At 65.1% G+C, this 19,784-nt stretch carries 13 protein-coding genes, 6 pseudogenes and 1 other annotated feature; of the genes and pseudogenes, 11 read left to right on the top strand and 8 right to left on the bottom strand.

What is annotated here, in order from left to right; all coding sequences use genetic code 11:
* Positions 1 to 14: 14 nt before the first annotated feature.
* Complete coding sequence (locus tag RBB84_RS17515; protein WP_156666202.1) at positions 15 to 1,520, top strand: 4-hydroxyphenylacetate 3-hydroxylase N-terminal domain-containing protein; 1,506 nt, start codon at positions 15 to 17, stop codon at positions 1,518 to 1,520.
* Positions 1,521 to 1,548: 28 nt separating this feature from the next.
* Positions 1,549 to 2,076, top strand: coding sequence for an NADH-dependent flavin reductase (gene nphA, locus RBB84_RS17510; RefSeq protein WP_064257376.1), 528 nt, complete (start codon positions 1,549 to 1,551; stop codon positions 2,074 to 2,076).
* A gap of 67 nt (positions 2,077 to 2,143) precedes the next feature.
* Here nphA and RBB84_RS17505 read toward each other — a convergent pair.
* Together RBB84_RS17505 and RBB84_RS17500 are read right to left on the bottom strand one after the other, a co-directional pair.
* Positions 2,144 to 2,636: pseudogene (locus RBB84_RS17505) on the bottom strand (DDE-type integrase/transposase/recombinase); the annotation flags it as partial.
* Positions 2,637 to 2,743: 107 nt separating this feature from the next.
* The gene (locus RBB84_RS17500) at positions 2,744 to 3,817 is read right to left on the bottom strand and encodes a reverse transcriptase domain-containing protein (RefSeq protein ID WP_231912133.1); all 1,074 of its coding nucleotides are present in this window, start codon (positions 3,815 to 3,817) and stop codon (positions 2,744 to 2,746) included.
* Between the two features lie 3 nt (positions 3,818 to 3,820).
* Here RBB84_RS17500 and RBB84_RS17495 point away from each other — a divergent pair.
* A pseudogene (locus tag RBB84_RS17495) lies at positions 3,821 to 4,414 on the top strand (IS4 family transposase); the annotation flags it as partial.
* Between the two features lie 357 nt (positions 4,415 to 4,771).
* Here RBB84_RS17495 and RBB84_RS17490 read toward each other — a convergent pair.
* Positions 4,772 to 6,135: pseudogene (locus RBB84_RS17490) on the bottom strand (IS1380 family transposase).
* 153 nt (positions 6,136 to 6,288) lie between these two features.
* On the opposite strand from RBB84_RS17490, the gene RBB84_RS17485 reads away from it, so the two are divergent.
* From RBB84_RS17485 to RBB84_RS17475, 3 genes and pseudogenes are all read left to right on the top strand, one after another.
* A protein-coding gene (locus tag RBB84_RS17485; RefSeq protein WP_156666269.1) for an IS3 family transposase occupies positions 6,289 to 7,553 on the top strand; the annotation gives its coding sequence in 2 pieces (ribosomal slippage) (positions 6,289 to 6,586 and positions 6,586 to 7,553; 1,266 coding nt in all).
* Positions 6,576 to 6,707, top strand: a sequence feature (AL1L pseudoknot). It overlaps the preceding gene by 132 nt.
* Positions 7,554 to 8,435: 882 nt before the next feature.
* A pseudogene (locus tag RBB84_RS17480) lies at positions 8,436 to 8,651 on the top strand (hypothetical protein); the annotation flags it as partial.
* 207 nt (positions 8,652 to 8,858) lie between these two features.
* Entirely contained in the window at positions 8,859 to 10,085 is a 1,227-nt protein-coding gene (locus RBB84_RS17475) for an IclR family transcriptional regulator C-terminal domain-containing protein (RefSeq protein WP_350247685.1), read from the top strand.
* Positions 10,086 to 10,166: 81 nt separating this feature from the next.
* Here RBB84_RS17475 and RBB84_RS17470 read toward each other — a convergent pair whose 3' ends face one another.
* The 3 genes from RBB84_RS17470 to RBB84_RS17460 are packed head-to-tail and all read right to left on the bottom strand — an operon-like array spanning position 10,167 to position 13,193.
* Positions 10,167 to 10,805: an RraA family protein gene (locus RBB84_RS17470; RefSeq protein WP_064257616.1), complete on the bottom strand. Its 639-nt coding sequence runs from the start codon at positions 10,803 to 10,805 to the stop codon at positions 10,167 to 10,169.
* Between the two features lie 52 nt (positions 10,806 to 10,857).
* Complete coding sequence (locus RBB84_RS17465; RefSeq protein WP_064257619.1) at positions 10,858 to 11,862, bottom strand: hydroxyacid dehydrogenase; 1,005 nt, start codon at positions 11,860 to 11,862, stop codon at positions 10,858 to 10,860.
* 41 nt (positions 11,863 to 11,903) lie between these two features.
* Positions 11,904 to 13,193, bottom strand: coding sequence for an MFS transporter (locus RBB84_RS17460; protein WP_231912136.1), 1,290 nt, complete (start codon positions 13,191 to 13,193; stop codon positions 11,904 to 11,906).
* A gap of 268 nt (positions 13,194 to 13,461) precedes the next feature.
* On the opposite strand from RBB84_RS17460, the gene RBB84_RS17455 reads away from it, so the two are divergent.
* The 5 genes and pseudogenes from RBB84_RS17455 (at position 13,462) to RBB84_RS17435 (ending at position 18,053) form a co-directional block, all read left to right on the top strand.
* Positions 13,462 to 13,851 carry a WhiB family transcriptional regulator gene (locus RBB84_RS17455; RefSeq protein ID WP_082921190.1) on the top strand — a complete coding sequence of 130 codons (390 nt, stop codon included), beginning with the start codon at positions 13,462 to 13,464 and terminating at the stop codon, positions 13,849 to 13,851.
* A gap of 525 nt (positions 13,852 to 14,376) precedes the next feature.
* Positions 14,377 to 14,754 (top strand): annotated as a pseudogene (locus RBB84_RS17450) (alpha-hydroxy-acid oxidizing protein); the annotation flags it as partial.
* A gap of 118 nt (positions 14,755 to 14,872) precedes the next feature.
* Positions 14,873 to 15,328, top strand: coding sequence for a hypothetical protein (locus tag RBB84_RS17445; protein ID WP_064257618.1), 456 nt, complete (start codon positions 14,873 to 14,875; stop codon positions 15,326 to 15,328).
* Between the two features lie 273 nt (positions 15,329 to 15,601).
* A complete protein-coding gene (locus RBB84_RS17440; protein ID WP_064257831.1) occupies positions 15,602 to 16,693 on the top strand; it encodes an IS110 family transposase in 1,092 nt (363 codons plus the stop codon).
* A 400-nt stretch (positions 16,694 to 17,093) separates the two neighbouring features.
* Positions 17,094 to 18,053: pseudogene (locus RBB84_RS17435) on the top strand (IS481 family transposase).
* A 13-nt stretch (positions 18,054 to 18,066) separates the two neighbouring features.
* Here the strand turns inward: RBB84_RS17435 and RBB84_RS17430 are convergent.
* Both RBB84_RS17430 and RBB84_RS17425 read right to left on the bottom strand, forming a co-directional pair.
* Positions 18,067 to 19,245: a M20 family metallopeptidase gene (locus RBB84_RS17430; RefSeq protein WP_064257546.1), complete on the bottom strand. Its 1,179-nt coding sequence runs from the start codon at positions 19,243 to 19,245 to the stop codon at positions 18,067 to 18,069.
* Entirely contained in the window at positions 19,242 to 19,763 is a 522-nt protein-coding gene (locus RBB84_RS17425; RefSeq protein WP_231912124.1) for a VOC family protein, read from the bottom strand. The genes RBB84_RS17430 and RBB84_RS17425 overlap by 4 nt, the downstream gene beginning before the upstream one ends.
* Between the last annotated feature and the right edge of the window lie 21 nt (positions 19,764 to 19,784).

The following is a 19,784-nucleotide window of genomic DNA, read 5'->3' as shown; positions in this document are numbered from 1 at the left end:
ACGATGTCCGGCCGATGACCGGCGCGGAGTACATCGAGTCCTTGAAGGATGGACGCGAAGTGTATTTCCGCGGAGAACGTGTCCCGGATGTCACGACTCATCCGGCTTTCCGGAATTCGGTTCGCTCGATCGCTCGGATGTACGACGCGCTTCATACCCCCGAAGCCCAGGGGGTGCTGGCGGTGCCGACCGATACGGGTAACGGTGGATTCACGCACCCGTTCTTCAAGACCGCCCACAGTTCCGACGATCTTCTTCTGTCCCGCGACGCGATCGTCGCGTGGCAACGTGAGGTGTACGGGTGGATGGGCCGGTCGCCCGACTACAAGGCCTCTTTCCTCGGGACCCTCGGTGCCAACGCGGACTTCTACGGTGAGTACAGGCAGAACGCACTCGACTGGTACAAGAAGGCGCAGGAGCGGGTGCTCTATCTCAATCACGCGATCGTCAATCCGCCCATCGACCGTGATAAGCCTGCCGACGAGACCGCGGACATCTGCGTACATGTGGTGGAGGAAACCGACGCCGGCGTGATCGTTTCCGGCGCCAAAGTGGTGGCGACCGGGTCTGCGATCACCAATGCCAATTTCATCGCCCATTATGGACTTCCGCTGCGCAACAAGAAGTTCGGGTTGATCTTCACTGTTCCGATGGACTCGCCGGGCTTGAAGCTGTTCTGTCGGACGTCCTACGAGATGAACGCTGCAGTGATGGGCAGCCCGTTCGATAATCCCTTGTCGAGCCGCTTCGACGAGAACGACGCGATCATGGTGTTCGATCGTGTGCTGGTTCCATGGGAGAACGTGTTTGCCTATGACGCGGACACCACGAACGGATTTGTGACGAAGTCCGGGTTCATGGCTCGGTTCATGTTCCATGGTTGTGCACGCTTGGCGGTCAAGCTCGACTTCATCGCCGGCTGTGTTCTGAAGGCGGTGGAGACGACAGGTACCAACAATTTTCGTGGTGTCCAGATGCAGATCGGCGAGATCCTCAACTGGCGCGATATGTTCTGGGGCTTGTCGGATGCGATGGCCAAGTCTCCCGATGAGTGGGTGAACGGGGCTGTGCAGCCGAACCTGAACTACGGTCTGGCCTATCGCACGTTCATGGGGGTGGGCTATCCGCGGATCAAGGAGATCATCCAGCAGACGCTCGGTAGCAGCTTGATCTACCTGAATTCGCATTCGAGCGACTGGGGTAACCCCGACATCCGGCCCTACCTCGACCAGTACGTGCGCGGGTCCAACGGCATCACCGCGATCGATCGTGTGCAGCTGCTCAAGCTGCTGTGGGATGCCGTGGGCACCGAGTTCGGAGGTCGGCACGAGCTGTACGAGCGCAACTACGGTGGCGACCACGAGGCCGTCCGCTTCCAGACATTGTTCGCCTACCAGGCCCAGGGACTGGATACCGAGCTCAAGGGCTTCGCCGAGAAGTGCATGTCCGAGTACAACGTCGACGGGTGGACACGTCCGGACTTGATCAACAATGATGATCTGAAGATCGTGCGTGGTTGAACGGGACGCGACGATGACGAGCACGACCATGACCGACAACACCCCGAACGGCGGGATCGAGGTCACCCCCCTACAGATGCGGAAGGCCCTCGGCCGGTTCGCCAGCGGCGTCACCATCGTCACCACCGCCGAAAGCGAGGACGACGCGTCGGTGCACGGTATGACGGCCAACGCATTCACCTCCGTTTCGCTCGACCCCCCGCTTGTTCTGATATCCATCGCGAACCGAGCCAAGACGAACGAGCGGATCAACAAGACCGGCAAGTACGGTGTTTCGATCCTGGCGACAGATCAGGAGCCGTTGTCACTGCACTTCGCAGGAGCTGCCCATCAACCCGATCTGGTGCGATTCGTCTGGCGCCGGGAGGTTCCTCTCCTCGAAGGCGCGCTGGTGCACCTGGCCTGTTCGGTGGACGCCTCGTATCCCGCCGGTGACCACACGTTGCACGTGGGCCGAGTGGAGCAACTGTGGTATGACGACGGACATCCGCTCGTCTTCTACACCGGTAGCTTCCGGTCGCTCGAGTTGCTCCGCGACGACCCGTGGGGGTTCTGAGTAAACCCCTCGGACAGGGGGTGGGATTGCCGAAGGGGACTGCTGCACGATCGGGTGACAGTTTCGGTCACGCAGCCTGTGCGGCTGGTGTGGTCATGATCGTCTCGAACTCGACGGGCGTCAATCTGCCGAGTCTGAGCTGACGTCGCCGACGGTGGTAGGTCCGCTCGATCCAGGTGACGATCGCGATGCGCAACTGCTCGCGTGTGGCCCAACGCTGCCGGTAGAGGACGTTGCGCTGGAGCAGCGCAAAGAACGATTGTGACACTTTCAGCATGCTGCGCGGCATTGTCGCCGGCCGCCCCGACCCGGCCCATCGATCCGACCAGGTCGTGACGACCGAGGGCGCGAACGAATTTCTGGCTTCGGAATTGTGATCCGCGATCGGAATGAACCACGCACCCGGCGACCGAGTCCCGCCGTGCCACCGCGGATTCGAGGGCGGCCACGGCGAGGCGAGACTTCATCCGATCGCTGATGGAGTAGCCGACGATCCGGTTCGAGTAGATGTCCTTGACCGCCCACAGATAGAGCTTGCCTTCGTCGGTGCGGTGTTCGGTGTAGGGGTCGGACCGGGGCGCCCTGCCAGCCTCTCGGCTAGTGGGTTTCCCCGGCCCGCCCTCCGAACCGGACGTGCGACTTTCACCGCATCCGGCTCTCCACGTATTCATGCCGCTGGGACAGGTTCAGGCTTTGTTGCACTCGACCACGGGGTCGGGATCTTGGTGCCCCGATAGCGATAGCGCTCGATGGCGACCGCGTTTGCTCGGAACATGTCGATTCCGCCGGCACGGATGTGCCATCCGGGCAGATAGCGCCGGACCAGGGTGTGCATGTTCAGCCCGAGGTGTCGTTTGCGGAGCCAGCCCACGACCCGCCAGAAGGCGAAATGGTCGAGGTAGCCGAAGGTCCGCGAGGACACTCCATGGCGGAAGTAAGTGCACCAGCCCCGCAGCGTCGGATTCAACCGGCGCAGCAGGTCTGCGAGCGTTCGATGTGTTGCACGGCGCGTCAGCATTCTCACCTTGCCGATGATCGAAGCCAACGACTTCTTCGACGGGTAGGTGTAGATCGCCTTCTTGCCGGTCCGGCTCCGCCAAGCACGGCGCTGGATGCGCCAGCCGAGGAAGTCGAACCCCTCATCGATGTGACAGATCCTCGTCTTCTCGGTCGACAGGCGTAGGCCCATCGGTGCGAGCACCGCGCCGGCCTCGTCCCACAGCGCTTCTGCGTCGGCGCGTTGGCCGTGGATGAGGACTACGAAGTCGTCGGCGTAGCGGACGAGCTTCATGACCGCACCCCCGGCGCGCCGATGCTTGGCACGTGTCCACTCTGGGCCGAGTGCTTCCCACTTGGCGGCGAAGTGCTCGTCCAGCACGGACAGGGCGATGTTGGCCAGCAGCGGCGAGAGAATCCCACCTTGAGGTGTGCCGGTGATCGTCTCGCGGTTCAGGCCGTCCTCGGTGAGGACCCCGGCCCGCAAGAACGCCTTGACCCAGCCCAGGACCCGCTTGTCCCCGACGCGCCTGCGCACCCGCCCCATGAGGGCGGTGTGGTCGATCTCGTCGAAGCATGCCTTGATGTCCGCCTCGAACACCCACTCGTAGTTCCGGGTAGGTGATGCAAGGTAGTGAATCTCGGCGATCGCGTCCTGGGCACGGCGACGAGGACGGAAGCCGTAGGAACACGGCTTGAAATCCGCCTCGAAGACCGGCTCGACTCCGAGCGGGAGCTGGCGCACGATCTGATGGACACCCTCGAACCCGGGATGCTGCTGCTCGCCGACCGCGGCCTCTACGGATTCGACATGTGGACCCAAGCCGCCACCACCGGCGCCGACCTGCTGTGGAGGGTCAAGTCGACGCTCTCACCTCGATACCTCGAGCCCCTCGACGACGGATCCTGGCTGGCACAGATCATCCCCACCTCCGGAAAGGATCGGCAGCAGCGAACACCGCTCACGGTGCGCGTAATCGACTACACCCTCGACGACGGGCGGGAGAACCCCGAGCAGTACCGGCTGCTGACCACGATCCTCGACCCCTCCGATGCACCTGCAGAAGAGTTGGCCCTCGCCTACGCCCAGCGTTGGGAAATCGAGAACATCTTCGACGAACTCAAGACCCACCAACGCGGCCCCCGCGCCGTCCTGCGGTCGAAATCCCCACCGTTGGTTCGGCAGGAAATCTGGGGGCACTTGTGCTGCCACTACGCCATCCGCACCCTGATGCGCGACGCCGCGACCGCCGGCCGTCACGACCCTGACCGGATGTCCTTCGTCACCGCCTTGCGAATCACCCGACGATCGCTGTCCCACAGTTCTTTTTCCCCCTCATGACCACACTGCAGTCCTCCGACTGTGGGATCAGGGCATCGCCAAACTACTGCGCCGCGTCAACCCGGTACGCCGACTCCGCGCCAACCCCCGCGTCGTCAAACGCAAAGTTCTCAAATGGGCAAGCCAAACGGGCCACCACCAACACCATCCGCAACCTACCCAGTCACCGATATGCACCATTTTGTTCACTAACTGAACGGTATTGGCTTTAGCCTGAATCCACCGACGGGATGCCGAAGCCCGTTCCGGCCGGGTGAGTGGATGTATGGGCAGTTGCGGGCATGCGGTGACCGCTGGTCTGCCCAGCTTTTCCACGATGCGGTCCCGGTCGTGCCGTCTCGGCGGGTCGGTCTGTGTTCAGGCGATAGCTGGCGGGCTGTGGCCGATGGTGTTGGCCCACAATCGAAGCCATGCAGCCGACCAGGGCCAGTGCGTGGGTAGTCGCAAGATCGGTTTTCGCTGCGGTCGACACAATCGGGCCGGGATATTGACGACCTTGCGTCGTAGCGTCGCCCCACGGGCGCGAACAAGCGCACCACCTGCAAGAACGCCGGTCGCGCGCAGGAGATTGTGGGCGATCGCCGCGCAGAGCACCCACGCGGAGTTCGCCCCGAAGCACCCCGACGGCATGTGCGCCAGGGGTCCGTCGATGAGGTCGGCGAAGACGGTTTCGATGATCGCGTGCCGGCGATGGGTGACATCGGCGTCGGCGGCCGGGGCGGTGGTGTTGGTGAAGAACGGGTGGTATCGCCAGACCGGGAACAACGCGTCGGGGTAGCGGGCGTCTTTGGCGCGGCGCACGATCAACCGTGCGGTGACCGGAGTCTTGGTGGAAGCGAAAGCGGTGTAGGTGGTTTCGGCGACCTCGGCATCAGAGATCCACGCTCCGGTGTCCGGGTCGCGGACCGCTCCGGGATACTTCACCGGGGTCCACGCCTCGTCGGCGATGGCGTCGATCGCGCGTTGGACGGCGGTGTTCTTGGCCAGGACGAGCGAGAAGCACACGTTCGCGCGCAGGCACGCCGAGATGACCGCGCGCGGGTGCCGTAGGCGGAATCACCGCGGACCACGAGGGCACCGGTTGCGCCCGCTGCCCGGGCGGTGACGATGGCCTGAGTAACCATCCGACCTGCATCTTTACCGGATCCGGCTTTCCCGGCGCGCAGTCGCATGCCGGTGATGATCGGTGCGGAGTCGGCCGTGCTGAGCGTCGTCGCCAGCGGGGACAGGCCTTTGCGCAGGATCTGTTTGCCGGCGATCTTCGTGTGTCCGTAGGAGGCGCCTTGCTTGGCGTGGCCGTGGACCGGGCGCAGCAGCGAGTCGATGTCGAGGAACGCCTGCTTGGCCAAACCGGGCAGGATCTCGACTCGGGCGGTGAGTGCGATCAGGTGTTCGCGGAGCACGGATTCGAGCTGACGGGCATGACCGAAGCTGAACTCGCGCAGCAGTGTTCCCACAGTCGAGGGTGCATAGACACCTGCGAACAGGTGTGTCATGCCGCCCGAGCGCAGCAGGTCGATATCGTCGATGCTGTCGGCGCCTGTGCACATCCCGGCGATCAGGGTGAGCAGTTTCGGTGCCGGGTTCGCCGCTCCGGAGGCGACCTTGGTGGTGGTGATCGAGATCTTCTCCGAGGGCAGGTCCGGCAGGCGGGTGTGCTCGGCCAGGGTCATGACCGGGACCAGGCCGGCGCACGAGACGAGGTTGTCCTCGTCGAACATCGCGGAGCCGTCGACGAACTTGTGGGACACTTTTACCGGAAGTGCCTTTCCTGAACTGGTGGATTTGTTGTGTGAGAACTCCAATCGTCCCAGTTCAGGGTGAACCGTCCTGGCCGAGGTGGAGGCTCCTGATCCAACAAGGAGAATGCTGGTATGCCTGCACCGAGGAAGTACGACGCCGAGACCCAAGTGCGTGCGGTCCGGATGTATCGGGACCGGATCGCCGAACGCGGAGGCTCGAAGATTGCCGCCCGGCGCCATGTCGGCGAGTTGCTCGGCATCGCGCCGGCAACACTGCGGAATTGGATCGAAACCGCAGAACGAAAGGATTCCCCGACCGTCTCGACGTCGGACAACGATGCCGACCTCGACGAGGTGCGTCGACTGCGTAAAGAGAACGCCGAATTACGCAGGGCCAAAGAGATTTTGAAGACCACGAGTGCGTTTTTCGCAGCGGCGGAGGTCGACCGCCGCCTGCGGTGATCGTCGACTACATCGACGCCCACCGCTCCCGCTTCGGGGTCGACCCGATCTGTGCCGTGCTCACCGAGCACGACATCAGCATCGCCCCGTCCACCTACTACAAGGCCAAGGCCCGCGGACGTATCTCCGAAGCGCAACTGGCCGACGCCTACGCCGCGAACACCGTGCACGCGGTGTACGTGGCCAATCGGCAGGTCTACGGTGTCCGCAAACTCTGGCACGCGATGAAACGCGCTGGTCACGACATCGGCCGCGATCAGGTAGCCCGCCTGATGACGATCACCGGCATCACCGGAGTCGTGCGCGGCAGACGCCGCACGGTCACCACCGAGCGCGATGATCGAGCGCCTCGGCACCCCGATCTGATCGAGCGGAACTGGGACGCGCCGCAGTGCCCGGACCAATGGTGGGTCGCCGATTTCACCTACTGTTGGACGTTGGCCGGGTTCGTCTATACTGCGTTCTGCGTCGACGTCTACTCCCGCCGGATTCTGGGATGGCGGGTGATGACAACGAAGGCCACCCCACTGGTCCACGGTGTTCTCGAACAAGCTCTGTTCACGAGAAGAAGAACCGACTTCCATTTCACGTCAACAGGTTTGGTTTACCACTCCGATGCCGGAAGTCAATACGCCTCTCTCGCCTTCACCGAAGCTCTGATCGAGTCGGGGATCGCTGGTTCCATCGGCAGCGTCGGCGACGCCCTCGACAATGCCCTGATGGAATCAACGATCGGTCTCTACAAGACCGAGCTGATCGACCGGGCACAGTCCTGGTCCGGCCGAGCCGAGGTCGAGCGGGAAACCGCCGAGTGGGTCCGCCGGTTCAATGCGGACCGGTTGCATTCGTCGATCGACTATCTGTCGCCGATCGAGTACGAGACGCGTTACCGTGAACAGCGCCCTACCGTCGCCTCGGTCCTCGAGGTGGCCTGAACGAAGTCTCTACCGGATCCAGGGCGGTTCAGGGGGCGCTTTCTTCAGTTCGACACGTTGCCACGCAGCCGATCCTTCGGTGGAATCAGGTTTAGGAAGGAAGTCACGTCAGGATGGAGTCGGGGTCGCACTCGATCCGACCGGACGACATCGTAATCGGCCAGACGTACTCCTACAGGACCTCGACGAACAAGACGCGCTGGTGCACGCATGTGATCAGGTCCACATCAGTCATGACCAACTCGTTGCCGCCGCCCAAGAGGTCGATCCCAGCCTCGCTGGCGCTTTGCGAGCTACACCGAGAACCCCTCGCCTGTCTCCGTGCCACAGGGTCGCGTACCGCTGTTCTTCTCGGACCTAATGCGCGCCGCCTGTTGCCGCGGTGGCACTGGTTACCGCTGATGGATCCACTTTTGACCTTGAATACCTGGCTCGTCCGCCCACCGGTGACTCGAAAATAGTGGCAGAGGTCGGCGCGACTGTGGCTGAGCCGCGCACCCACGACGAGATTGGATAGCACCGCTACTGCGCCCTCGAATCCTGGCGGCACGCGCTGATCGCCTTCGGGACGGGCGGCTATCTCGACCTCAACACCGCACTGCGACAGCAGTCCGGCGTGCCGTCTGTGATCTGACAACCGCGCCATCGCCACCCGCGGAACACAGGTTCAACGAGGGAATTCACGTCTGTGCCGTTCAGTCACTTGGCCGCACTGCGCGCCGAACATTCTGAAACGCGCAGTAGAGTATCACTTCAAGAGATTTGGCTCGCCGTCTTCTTGCCGGGCAGCATTTCCTGCTTCATCGTGGTGGTGGGGCCAACTTGGCCAAGATGCTCATTTTTTGGGACGACGTCCTAATATAGTGCTGGTAAGTCAGTAACATGGGCGGGAACCGGCTATGGGTGAGAGGGCAACATATGAGCGCTGCAGGAAGCGCGGCTCCTGCGCCCACTAACGAGTGGGATCGTAATCGGTTGCCGGTAGCTACTGGCACCGACAGGATCGTCACCACCTTGAACGAGTTGGCCGGCCGCCGAGATGGCGCTTCTTGGGGGGTGCGTGAACTTGCAGAGGAGTTGGGTGCGAGTCGGAGCACGGTGAACCGGACTTTGCAGGGCTTGTCCGATATCGGTCTGGCGACCAGGGATTCGAACGGTAACTATGCCGTTGGGCCGCGATTCCGAGTACTCGCCTCGAGGCTCCTCGAGCGTCACCCGCTGCTCGGCAGTGCCCGGCCGACCATCGACACACTAGCGCAGTCGTGCGATGCGACAACCATACTGGCGTTGTACGAACCGTCGAGCATGCGCGCCTTCGTCGCGGTAGCCGCCGTTGCGCCGGGGCCTATTCGTTACGATCTCAGCCCTGGGACGGTTCTTCCGGTGCACGCGGGCGCCGCCGGTCGGGCGATCCTGGCTCAGCTCGGAGCGGAGTCGCTCAGCGAGGTGGACTTGACGTCCTTCACCAGCGAGACTTTGACCGATCGGTCAGCGCTTGAGGCGGTGCTCGCGCAGGATCGTGCCAACGGCTACACGATCAGTGTCGGCCAGCACTTCGCGTTGGCCGCGGGCGTAGCGGCACCGTTCCGGTTCGGGGAATTGCTCGGCGCAGTCTCGGTGACCCGTCCGCGTTACGACACCTCCGACGAGGATCTGCGCCGATTCGCGCCGCTCGTGCAGGACGCGGCACGCCGGCTCTCGGCACTCCCGATGCCGACGGCGAGTGATCCGGCGCCTCGGAATGTGCCGAGAGCTCATGGTGTGGCCGCGGTCGAGTCGCTGTGCGAAGCGGAAAGCAGTACGGCATTGGTGCGATTCGAGCGACTGGTGAGCGCATTGGTCGCTCATCCCGCCGGTATCGAGTCGATGAGCAGACCACTGGGCAAGCGAATCGGGGCGAACCCCGCGACTGCAGCCAAGCTGCTCGCAGCGGCGCTCAAAGCCGGTATTGCGATCATGCGTGACGATCGGGCGATGGCGGGGCCACGATTGCTGCACTGGGCGGCGGCAGTTGGGTCATCCGTCGACTTGGAAGCGGTGATCGGCGGTATCGCGCAGGCGTTGGCGGCCGAAATCGGGGAGACAGTCGGTGTGACCGCATTTGATCACACCACTGTGTGCGCCGAGCAGACGATTGTGGTGCCCGGTACTCGCCCGATGCATTACGGGCTCGCCACCGGCGTGGAAGTTCCACTGCATGCCGGCGCGGCGGGCAAAGCGATTCTGGCGGAGTTGCCGGCCGACACGCTCGACGATCTCGCGCTGACGAAGTACACCGAACGCACGGTAACCAATCGAGCGGAGTTGAGCGTGGAGCTGGGGCAAATCCGGGCGAAAGGGTGGGCCACCGGTGATGGTGAGCGCATTCCGGATGCTTTCGGTGTTGCTGCACCGTATTTCGTTGACGGTGTCGTTGGAGGATCGGTGACCGTCACGATTCCGCGCTACCGGATACCGGAACTCGACATCGACAGCGTGGCTGCCGCGGTGCTGCGCGCTACGCGAGAGATCACCAGGATGTTGACGGTCTAAGCCGACGACCGAGTGAACTCAACACAATGTGCCCGCACCATGCTGTGCACGGTGCGGGCACATTTCCTTTCCATCCCGGATTTACGTAAGGGCGGTGCGAATCGCCTCGCGCATTTTCTGTTCGGTGGATTCCTGGTTTCGAGTCCGGACGAGGGTGTCGGACAACTCGGCGCGAGGAACGATGACGACGCCGTCGGTGTCTCCGAGGATGGCGTCGCCGGGATTGCAGACCACATGTCCGCAAGCGACCGAGAATCCCACGGCGCCGGGCCCGTTCTTCCACGGTCCGGCAGGGCTGGTACCGCGAGCGAAAACCGGAAGTTTCATGGCTGCAAGTTCGTCGACGTCGCGGGTGGCGCCGTCGATGACGACCCCAGCAATGCCCTTAGCGACGCAGATCTCGCCAAGGATGTCGCCGAAAACGGCGCGGCTGGTCTCACCGTTGCCGTTGATGACCAACACGTCGCCGGGCCGGGCGTCGTCGAGAGCGCGATGGATGGCCAGGTTGTCACCCTCACGGGCTTGGATCGGCAGAACAGTGCCGGCCATGCGCAGACTAGGGGTGACGAGTTTGATATCGGCGGCCATCAAACCCATGCGGTTACGGGCGTCACCGATGAGGGCGACCGGGTACTCGGCGAGGGCGGTGATTTCGTCGAGCGGCGCGCGTTCCCAAGGCTCGGCGATCACGATGTTGTCGGCATTGGCGGTGATGAACATGGGTGTTCTCTTTCTGTGGGGTCGCAGGCCGACCCGTCGGGGTGGGGCGGGATCAGCGGAGGATCTGCAGGTCGGGTGCAGTGATGGCATTGACAGCGTGGTCGGGAACTCTGCCGGTCAATGCTTGGAGGATGGACCGGGCGACGGCGAGTCCGGCGTTGCGCAGTGATTCGTCGGTCTGCCCCGCAATGTGGGGTGTGACGATCAGGTTGTCGTGGGAGGCAAGGTATTTCGCAAGTCGAGGGGAGTGTGCGAACGGGTTCTTCGGGTCCGCGGCTTCCCCTTCGAGTACGTCGAGGCCTGCGGCGGCGAGGTGCCCCTGGGCGAGCGCGTCGAGGAGAGCGTTCTCGTCGATAAGACCTCCACGAGCGGTGTTGATCAGGACTGCGCCGGGACGCATCCGTGCGAAGGTGTCGGCGTCGAACAGATGCCGGGTCTCGCCGGTCAGGGGGAGGTGCAGACTGATGATGTCGGCGTCTGTGATCAGTTGCTCGGCGGTGACCGGTACGCAGCCGCGCTGCTCGATGTCAGAGTCGGCGACGAACGGGTCGGAGACGAGCACCTGCATCCCGAACCCCCGGGCGATGTCCGCGACGTTGGTGGCGATGTTGCCGAAGCCGAGCATGCCCAGGGTTCGGCCGCCGAGTTCGAACCCGGTCAGGGTCGGCTTGAGGTCACCCCAGCCGCCGGCCGTGGTCCCGTTGGCCGCAGTCGGCGTCTTGCGTGCCAGTGCGAGCAGCAGCGTGAAGACGTGTTCGGCGACGGCGCGGCTGTTGCTTCCTGGTGTGGTGGTCACCCACACCGAGGCGGCGGTGGCAGCGGGGATGTCGACGTTGTCGGTTCCGACCCCGTGCCGGGCGATGATCTTGAGGTTGGGTGAGGCCGCGATCTTGTCGGCGTCAAAGGTGTCGGCGCGCAGGACGACACCTTCGACCTGGTCCTGGATGTCGCTGTAGGGCACGGCGTTGTCCCCGTATCCCAGATGGACGGTGCCGAGCGTGGCCAGTGCGGTGACTGCGTCGGGATGGATCGGTTCGGTGACGTAGAGCGTGTACACGGTCGGGTCCAATCTTCGAGCACCGGTGAGTGGGTGCGCGTTCAGCGGTAGAGGTGGGTGTCGGTGGTGTTGGGCCGGACGAGGCCAAGGACGATGGTGAGGCCGAGCAGACCGACGGCCACGAGGATGTAGGCCGGGACCAGGTTGTTGTCGGTGACGTCGATGAGCCAGGTCGCGAGGAACGGGCTGAGTCCGCCGCCGATGACAGCGCCGACGCTGTGCCCGAATGCGACGCCGGTGTGGCGAACCTGCACCGGGAAAAACTCGGTCATCGAGGCGTAGGTACCGGCCTGGCACAGCGCATACGGGATCATGCCGATCATCAGGCCAGCGATAGCGAGACCGACGGAGTGCTGGCCCATCAGTAGGAATGAGGGAATCGTCACCAGCACGTATGCGGAGTAGGAAAAGATCAGGACCTTCTTCGCCCCGACACGGGTGCCGAGCAGGCCGGCGAAAGGAATGAACACCGCAGCGGCGAGCACCGCGAGCAGCACGATCGTCGACGCCTGTCCCTTGCTGAAGCCGAGGACATTGCTGAAGTACACCGCGACGAACACGGTGCCGAGGTAGGTGCCGGTGTTCTGGACGATCGAGATTCCGACGACCTTGGCCAAAGGAGCGCGGTGCCGGGTGATCAATGCCCGGAACGGCTTGTCTGTGGTGGTCTCCTCGGCGCGTGAGGCAGCGAACTCGGGGCTGTCCTCGATGCTCAGTCGCAGGTAGAGACAAAGGATTCCGAGCGGCACGGCAAGCAGGAACGGGATGCGCCAGCCCCAGGACTCCATGGTCTCGGCCGGCAGCAGGGTTGCAGCCAGCGCGGCCATACCGGCCGCGGCGCCCTTGCCGAGCTGAGCGACGCCGGGGATGAATGAAACGTAGAACGACCGTCGCTGCGGGGAGGCCCATTCGCGGATGTAGCTGGCAGCGCCGCCGATCTCGCCGCCGGTCGAAAAGCCCTGCAGCATCCGGAACAGCACCAGCAGGATCGGGGCAGCGACACCGATCTGTGCGTATCCCGGCAGCATGCCGGTCAGCGCGGCCGCTGCGCTCATCAGTCCGATGCTCGCGATCAGGCTGGTGCGGCGGCCCACGCGGTCGCCCAGCCTTCCGAAGTAGATCGCGCCGAGTGGCCGCACGACAAACGCGGAGCCGAACACCAGCAGTGTGTTCAGCAACCCAATCATCGGATCATCGCTGGGGAAAAACACGATCGACAGGGTCGCGGCCACGTAACCGTAGACGCTGAAGTCGTAGTACTCGATGAAGGTGCCGAACGCCGCAACGCCGGTTGCCTTCTTGGCCTTCTTCCTGTGGTCATCCACGGTCATTGATCTAACCGTGCCGGTTGTCGGTGAGGTCACGACGCCCTCCCTCATGGTGGTTAAATAATGGGACATTGTCCCAACTTATAACGAGTGTGGCCTGGAGCACGTATTCGTGTCAACCTCTCTTCCACTGTATTTATGCAAAAGCCAGCTCAGGTTTGACATGGCGGACATGCGACCTCCACAATTTAGTGGGACGATGTCCCAATTTCTGCACGATGCAGCGTTCGGTGGTCGCCCGGCCGCCCAATCCGTTGGAGGAAATGCCGCGATGCCATCGCTCACCTCGTCGACTCCACGACTTCAGCCTTGCCTCGAGGCCTGGGACTGGCAATTGCGGGCCCGCTGCCGTGGCTTCAGCACGGCGGCCTTTTTTCCGCCGGACCGCGAGACACGCGGTGCTCGGCTTCGGCGGGAACAGGAGGCGAAGCGGGTCTGTCAGCAGTGTCCGGTGGTCCGAGAGTGCCGGAGCCACGCACTGCGGGTCGGGGAACGATACGGAGTCTGGGGCGGGACGTCGGAAACCGATCGTCGTGACCTGGCCGCCGGGAGCGCGGCGACGCCGGTCCGTGCGCTGCACACCGGTGCGCAGGGGAGCGTCGCGACGCATCCCCACCCCGCGGCCGCCGACTCGACTCGGCAAGAGCTGATTCCCGCGTAGCTGGTTCGCGGGGCCGCCCGGCGCCCCACGTGGCCCACACACCTCCTCCTCGCCCTTCGGACGACTACCTCCGCCCGCAGGTCGGCAGGGTCTCGAGGGTGATCCCCTGCCTGCCGTCCTGCGCGCGGACTGTCCCGCGACCGGCGAGTATCGAGGACATGGCGGTGGGTGCCTCCGGACACAATCCGCAGGTACCCACCCCCGCCGTCATCGGGGTGGGCCCGACGGCGACCTCGTGTGCCCGCGGTCGCCGTCGCCGTCGCCCCAAATTCTGCTCTGGAGAATCTTCGCGTCTGCCCATGTGATCACCACCAACCGGCTACCGCGAGATGAGGATCCACGTACAGCACACGAAATGCCACGAGGTCCCCGGTGGGCGCTCATGCCTGACGTAACGCCCCGGACTGTCGTGGCGACTGGCGCGAGGAGCGGCGTACTGGGGACCGGGAGCGGCAGTACTCGTGCGCAGCGGCGACGGCGCGCCAACCCCATTCTCGGTGACCTCATCGCCGTGCACGACAGCGTCTGCCGCGGTTCGCCTACGGCTTCATCGAGAGTGGGACGGGGGAGGAGCTCGGTTCCGCGCGCAACCGCGGAGCCCTCGACCGCATCGAGGTCATGCCGCGCTACTGCGGGATCCGTGCCGTCGACACGACCACCACGCTGTTCGGTGGGACCTACACGGCGCCGTTCGGGATCGCTCCGACCGGAAACGACGGCGTGGTGTGGCCAGGGGCCACCAGCCTGTGGGCCCGGACCGCAAGGGACCACAACCTCCCGTACATGCTCGGTACCCTCGCGTCGGCCTCGATCGAGGAGGGTGCGGACATCTGTCCGGACCAACTGTGGTTCCAGGTGTACGGCCTGCCCGCCGACGATCACCGCGACACCTTCGACATGGTCGACCGCTGTGCGCGGGCCGGGGTCAAGGTCCTTACGCTCGCGCTCGACGCGCTGGTCCGCGCTATCGGTCGAACTGGGTTTTGCGGCGCAGCACGGGCGACGGTTCGAGCTGACCCCGATGGTCCTCGAACTGGGGTACGCCAACCTGTCCCGCTTCAAGCTCGCCGATGTGTGGCGGCCGCACCTGGACGAGCTGGCGCGCAGCCTCGGGGCGTCGGCCGCCGCCGTCCTCGAGGGTACGGACATTCGCTACGTGAGCCGCTCCGACCTCGCCTCCCGCATGTCGGTCTCCCTGCGACCGGGCAGCCGCCTACCTGCTCACGTCACCGCAGCGGGCAATGTCATCCTTACCGCACTGGACGCCACCGCGGGGCGCTGTCGGACCAGGGTCTCGAAGTCGGCGTGCGGGCCGTTGCGGTCCCGGTCCGGCCTCGACGTCGGCGCGCTCACCGTCTCCGTGCTCGAATCCACGGAGCCCACCAGTGTTCTGGTCGCCCGGTGCCTGCCACCGCTGCTTGAGACCGCCGGGAAGGTGTCGCTCGAGCTTCGCGCGGGCATCGACCTGACGGGTTGACCCGCGGCTCCCGGCCGGTCGAACACGGTGGGGTGATGGCGGACCCGGTCCACCGCCACCCCACCGCCCCGCATCGCACCGCAGAGAGGGAGCGAAGACCGGCCCGGTCGTGCCGGGCGGGCCTCAGGAAGCGCTCGACGACCGATCTAGACGGTATGGGCAGCCCCGGCGTTGAGTCAGGGGTTGCGGGCCGGGGCCCCTCTCACCCATGTTCGTGGGTTACCGAGTAGGAATCCCCCTGCCCGGCCTATCCGACAGTGGTGGGAGGCCCCGGTGTTTACCGAGCGTACGAGCGTAGGACTGGACGTGCACGCACGTTCGGTCGCAGCAGCAGCCATCGACAGCGTCACCGGCGAAGTGCTCCAAACCAAACTGACGCCGTCCTATGACCACATCCGATCCTGGATTGCGCAGCTACCAGGCCCGGCAGCAGTGACCTACGAGGCCGGCCCGACAGGCTTCGGCTTGTACCGATATCTGACCGAAGCGAGCATTCGGTGTGTGGTCGCCGCTCCGTCGAAGCTGCACAAACCCGCCGGGGATCGGGTCAAGACCGATGCCCGCGATGCGCTGCATCTGGCCCGGTTGCTGCGCCTGGACGAAGTCACCTCGGTGTCGATCCCGTCCGTCGGGCAGGAAGCGGCGCGGGATCTGGTCCGGGCCCGGGAGGACTGCCGCGGAGATCTGATGCGGGCACGGCACCGGTTGTCGAAACTGCTGCTGCGCCGCGGCATCGTCTACTACGGCGGACAGGCCTGGAGCGGGGCGCACGACCGCTGGTTGCGTACCGAGGCCGCACCGCAGTTGACCTCGCCGGCGACACGGATGGCGTTCGACGCCGACTACGACCACGTGCTCACCATGCAGGCGCGGCGCCGACGACTCGATGTGGCGATCGAGGAGATGGCCGTGGCCAGTGAATTGACTCCGGTGGTGCGCCGGATGTGCTGCCTGCGTGGGGTGTCCACCTTGACCGGGTTCGGTCTGGCGGTGGAGATCGGGGACTGGACTCGGTTCACTGGCAACACCATCGGCTCGTTCGTCGGGTTGGTGCCCTCGGAGTATTCCTCGGGATCGTCGCGGGCGCAGGGGTCGATCACCAAGACCGGAAATTCTCATGCGCGTCGGCTGTTGGTGGAAGCGGCCTGGCATCACCGCGCCCGCTATCACGTCGGAGCGGTAATGCGGTCGCGATGGGATCTGGCCCCGGCCGCGGCCCGGGCCCGTGGTGATGAGGGCAACCGCCGGTTGCACGGGCGCTGGGTGGGGTTCCTCGAACGCCGCAAACGACCCGTCGTCGCGAATGCGGCGATCGCCCGGGAGTTGGCGGGGTGGTGCTGGTCGCTGGCGGTGATGGATTGCTGAAGCCGGCCTGATGGACTGCTTCGTCCCATGGGTTCGGTGGTGGCAGCGCGTGGATCGACCCGCGATACACCTATGAGCAGGCCTTCCGGGGTCGACGCTCGATGCTAGAGATGCGGATGCGATCCAGCCGAAATCCCGTCCTGCGGTAGCCAACCCGCGTATATCAGTCTGACCGCGCGTCGTATTGTCGACACGCTCACCACGCAGACTCGAGGGCGAAGCAATGAGGCGCCGTCAGGGTCGCTCCCCGACGGCGCCTCACCTTGCCCTCTTGACAAAGGTTCTTACATATCAGGTGTACTCGGCCGGGACGTTGGTAGCAGGCGTGTCGGCTTGATGTGAAGAGAACCTCCGAGTGGGGTGTGGCTTGTCTAAGGCCCACATCCGCTCGGAGGTTCTCGTGTCCCACCGTAATGCCCGCACGACTTATCTCGGAAGATTGCTCATCATCGAGCGCTACCGAGACGGCTGGCCCAAAGCGCATATCGCCAGCGCAATGGGGATTTCCCGCAAGTGTGTGTCCACCTGGGTGACCCGCTACGAGACCGAGGGCGAGGCAGGACTGCACGACCGGTCCTCGCGCCCGCACACGATGCCGACCCGAACCGCGGCGGAGGTCGAGGCACGGATCGTGGCACTGCGCACGCGTGAACGGCGTGGACGGACTGGCTCGCGGCCGAGCTCGGAGTTCCGGCCCGCACCATCTCCCGGGTTCTCCGACGCCACCAGGTGCCCCACCTGGCCGACTGCGACCCGCTGACCGGGCAAGTGATCCGGGCGTCGAAGACGACCGCGGTGCGCTACGAACGTCGGCGCCCGGGCGAACTGGTGCACATGGACGCCCGTAAAGCTCGGACGGATCCCCGACGGCGGCGGCTGGCGGGCCCTCGGTCGACAGAACCGGCCCCGCAACCGCACGACGAAGGTGGGCTTCGATTATGTGCATTCGTTCGTCGACGATCATTCCCGGCTCGCGTACTCGGAGATCCTCCCGGACGAAAAGGGTGCCACCTGTGCAGGTTTCCTGATCCGTGCGATCGACTACTTCGCCGGCCACGGCATCACCCGGATCGAACGGTTGATGACCGACAATGCGTGGGCCTACCGGTACTCGCTGCGCACCGTGTGCGCCGAATTCGGGATTCGGCAGAAGTTCATCAAACCGCATTGTCCGTGGCAGAACGGCAAGGTCGAACGCCTGAACCGCACCGTGCAGACCGAGTGGGCCTACCGGCAGGTGTTCACCAGCAACGCCGAACGAGCTGATGCCCTTGCACCCTGGCTGGAGTACTACAACACTCGACGGCGTCACAGCGCACTCGGAGGACTTCCACCGGTCAGCCGACTGGCACCAACCTGATGGCCGGGTACATCTAGGCGGCCGCGGACAGGCGGCCGCGGACCCAGGCGCCGACTAGTTCGGCGGTGGGTGTGAGGACGTCGTCGGCGAAGGTCGCCCGCGCCGAGTGGTTCGAGGGCGGATTCGGTTCGTCGCTGGTGCGGGCTCCGACGAGGAGGAACACACCCGGAATCTCGCGGAGGATCCAGGAGAAGTCCTCGGAGATCCCGATGGGCTGGTCCAGGAGCGTCACCGACCGGCCCGCGTCCGCGGCGATGCTCGTGAACAGGTCGAGTTCGGCGCCGTCGCTTACCGTGGGGACGGTGTCCCTAGTGAGTGCGATGTCGGCGGTGACGCCGTGCGCGCACGCGACACCGTTGACGGTGCGCTGCACGATCTCCTGCAGGTCACCGTCAGTCTGCTCGGAGAACGACCGGATGACGCCTGCCAGTTCGGCGTGATCCGGGATGACGTTGCGGGCCGAACCCGCGTTCAGGGCCCCGAAGGTGACGGTGGACGGCTCGAACATCGACACGCCGTGCGCGGTGGCGATACCCACGGCGCCGACGATCTCGGCGGCGGCGTTGAGCGGGTTGCGCGCCAGGTGCGGTGCGGAGCCGTGCCCGCCGCGCCCGTTGACCGTGATGTCGACGAGGGTGGATCCGGACAGCACCGCTCCGGCGCGGGAGGCGTACTCGCCCGGCTCGAGCAGGTGCGCCAGCAGGTGCAGCCCGAGCGTGGCCATCGGGCGGGCGCCGGACACGGTGACCAGGCCCTCACGGAGCGCCAGCTGTGCCCCGCCGTGCCCTTCTTCGCCCGGCTGGAAGAAGAAGACGGCATCGCCGTGCAGTTCGTCGCGCCGGTTGTGGGTGTCGATCGCGGCGGCGAGGACGATCGCCATGTGGCCGTCGTGGCCGCAGGCGTGCATGGCGCCGTTCGTCGCCGCCCACGGCAGCCCGGTGTCCTCCTGCACCGGGAGGGCGTCCATGTCGGACCGGACCAGCACCGTCGGGACGAGGGCGGGATCGCTGCGGTCCACGTTCGTGCCCCGCACGATGGCGGTCACCGAGGTCATCTCGGTACCGACCACGACCTCGAGGCCCGCTGCCGTGAGCCGCTTGAGCAGCAGCGCCTGGGTGCGGGGAAGCTGAAGCCCGATCTCCGGGATCTGGTGCAGTTCGTGTCGGAAGTCGATGATGTCGGTGGGTTTCATCGGGTGCTCCAGAGGTCGCGGTTGAGGGTGATCGGGGGCAGGCCCGGCCGGGCCAGCGTGAAGGATTCGATGGCTGCGGGCCCGGGCCGCCGGACGAGCTCGGTGGGACCGGGGGGAAGGGCGAGCGGGGCCACGTCCGGCCCGGTCACCACGAGCCGGGTGAGCTCGGTCGGGTTCTCGGTGTCGCCGGGAAAGGGCTGGTCCGAGGGGCGCTCCAGGATGAACGGCCGGTCCGGTGCCGCCGCGGCCTCGTCGCAGCCCTGCACGCTGACCGCCACTCCCGCTCGTTCGAGCGTGCAGGCACGGACGGGGTCCGTCGGCCCGGCGACTGCCCAGCCGGCGGCCCACCGGCAGCTGTCGAGGGCGGCCGTGACCAATTGGCCGAAGGGGTGACCGGCCGCCACGATGTGGTCGTCGACGGTCACCAGCTCCAGGTACGACGCCCCCAGCGGGAAGATGATGTTCCGGGTGCCTGCGGTGTGGTGAGACCCACCGCCGCTCGGTGCGATTCCTGTCACGTTCGCGACTAGCTGTGCGGC

Origin of the sequence: Rhodococcus sp. D-6 (genome assembly GCF_040256695.1) — a bacterium.
In the GTDB taxonomy this organism is placed as follows: Bacteria; Actinomycetota; Actinomycetes; order Mycobacteriales; family Mycobacteriaceae; genus Rhodococcus; species Rhodococcus pyridinivorans.
This window is presented reverse-complemented; position numbering and strand designations above follow the sequence as displayed.

Excerpts from the sequence above, each read along its gene's own strand:
- RBB84_RS17445 (WP_064257618.1), top strand. The coding sequence starts at position 14,873 with ATGGTCCTCGAACTGGGGTACGCCAACCTGTCCCGCTTCAAGCTCGCC.
- RBB84_RS17475 (WP_350247685.1), top strand. The coding sequence starts at position 8,859 with ATGCGCGCCTTCGTCGCGGTAGCCGCCGTTGCGCCGGGGCCTATTCGT.
- nphA (WP_064257376.1), top strand. The coding sequence starts at position 1,549 with ATGACCGACAACACCCCGAACGGCGGGATCGAGGTCACCCCCCTACAG.
- RBB84_RS17470 (WP_064257616.1), bottom strand. The coding sequence starts at position 10,805 with ATGTTCATCACCGCCAATGCCGACAACATCGTGATCGCCGAGCCTTGG.
- RBB84_RS17515 (WP_156666202.1), top strand. The coding sequence starts at position 15 with ATGACCGGCGCGGAGTACATCGAGTCCTTGAAGGATGGACGCGAAGTG.
- RBB84_RS17460 (WP_231912136.1), bottom strand. The coding sequence starts at position 13,193 with ATGACCGTGGATGACCACAGGAAGAAGGCCAAGAAGGCAACCGGCGTT.
- RBB84_RS17430 (WP_064257546.1), bottom strand. The coding sequence starts at position 19,245 with ATGAAACCCACCGACATCATCGACTTCCGACACGAACTGCACCAGATC.
- RBB84_RS17455 (WP_082921190.1), top strand. The coding sequence starts at position 13,462 with ATGCCATCGCTCACCTCGTCGACTCCACGACTTCAGCCTTGCCTCGAG.